This window comes from Streptomyces sp. NPDC041784 (assembly GCF_055591025.1).
Window position 1 is genome coordinate 1 of record NZ_JBVJAB010000093.1, and the last position, 1,378, is coordinate 1,378.

At 65.4% G+C, this 1,378-nt stretch carries 1 protein-coding gene; it reads right to left on the reverse strand.

The window, feature by feature from the left end; all coding sequences use genetic code 11:
* Positions 1–37: 37 nt before the first annotated feature.
* On the reverse strand, positions 38–1,330 hold the full coding sequence (locus ACZ6D7_RS47560; protein WP_469505174.1) for an IS256 family transposase: 1,293 nt from the start codon (positions 1,328–1,330) through the stop codon (positions 38–40).
* Positions 1,331–1,378: the final 48 nt, after the last annotated feature.

A 1,378-nucleotide genomic window follows, 5' to 3' on the forward strand; every position in this document is an offset into this window, starting at 1 on the left:
GGGTCTGTCAAACGAGCGGTGTAACCGGGGTTGACGGTTACTGACGGGCTGCGGAGAGGCGGCCGTCGAAGGTGATGTCGAAGGCATTCAGCGCGGTCTTCCAGCGCATGGTCCAACGGGCCTGGCCCTTGCCCGTGGGGTCGAGCGACATGATCGCCATGTAGACGCACTTCAACGCGGCCTGCTCGTTCGGGAAGTGCCCGCGGGCCTTGACCGCCCGGCGGATACGGGCGTTGACCGACTCGATCGCGTTCGTCGTGCAGACGATGCGACGGATCTCGGTGTCGAACCGCAGGAACGGGGTGAACTCCTCCCAGGCGTTCTCCCACAGCTTCACGATCGCCGGGTATTTCCTGCCCCAGGCGTCGGCGAACTCGGCGAACCTGTCCAGGGCGGCCTCCTCGGTCGGCGCCGTATAGACGGGCTTCAAAAGCTTGGCGATCTTGTCCCAGTCCTGCCGGGCGGCATAGCGGAAGGAGTTCCGCAGCAGGTGCACCACGCAGGTCTGCACGATCGTCCGCGGCCAGACCGTCTCCACCGCCTCGGGCAGGCCCTTGAGCCCGTCGCAGACCAGCATCAGCACATCGCTCACGCCGCGGTTCTTGATCTCGGTGAGGATGTGCAGCCAGTGCTTGGCGCCCTCACCGCCGTCACCGGCCCACAGCCCCAAAATCTCCCGTCGGCCCTCGGTGGTCACGGCCAGAGCCACGTAGACGGGACGGTTGGCCACCGCACCGTCACGGATCTTCACGTGGATGGCATCGATGAAGACCACCGGATAGACGGCGTCGAGCGGCCGGCTCTGCCATTCGGCCATGCCCTCCAGCACCTTGTCGGTGATGGTGGAGATGGTCTGCCGGGAGACCTCGGCGCCATAGACCTCGGCCAGGTGCGCCTGCACCTCGCCGGTGGTCAGGCCCTTCGCGGCCAGAGAGATGACCATCTCGTCGACGCCGCTCAGGCGCTTCTGCCGCTTCTTGACGATCTTTGGTTCGAAGGAGCCGTCGCGGTCACGGGGCACGGTTATCTCCACCGGTCCGACATCGGTCAGGACGGTCTTGGAGCGTTTGCCGTTGCGGGAGTTGCCGCCGTTCTTGCCGACCGGGTCGTGCTTGTCATAGCCGAGGTGGTCGGTGATCTCCCCCTCCAGGGCGGACTCCAGCAGCCGCTTGGTCAGCTGCTGGAGCAGCCCGCCCTCACCGGTCAGCTGCAGACCCTCGGCCTGGGCTCGGCCCACCAGCTCGTCGATCAACTGGTCGTCCACAGCCTTTGCCTGCACAGCCTCCACGGGCTCGACAGCCTCAGATCCGAACACGTTCTCACTGGTCATCGATGCATCTTCCATGATCGGGAGTTACACCGAACGTCTTACAGTCCC

Coding starts and splice junctions, on each gene's coding strand:
- ACZ6D7_RS47560 (WP_469505174.1), bottom strand. CDS start 1,330: ATGACCAGTGAGAACGTGTTCGGATCTGAGGCTGTCGAGCCCGTGGAG.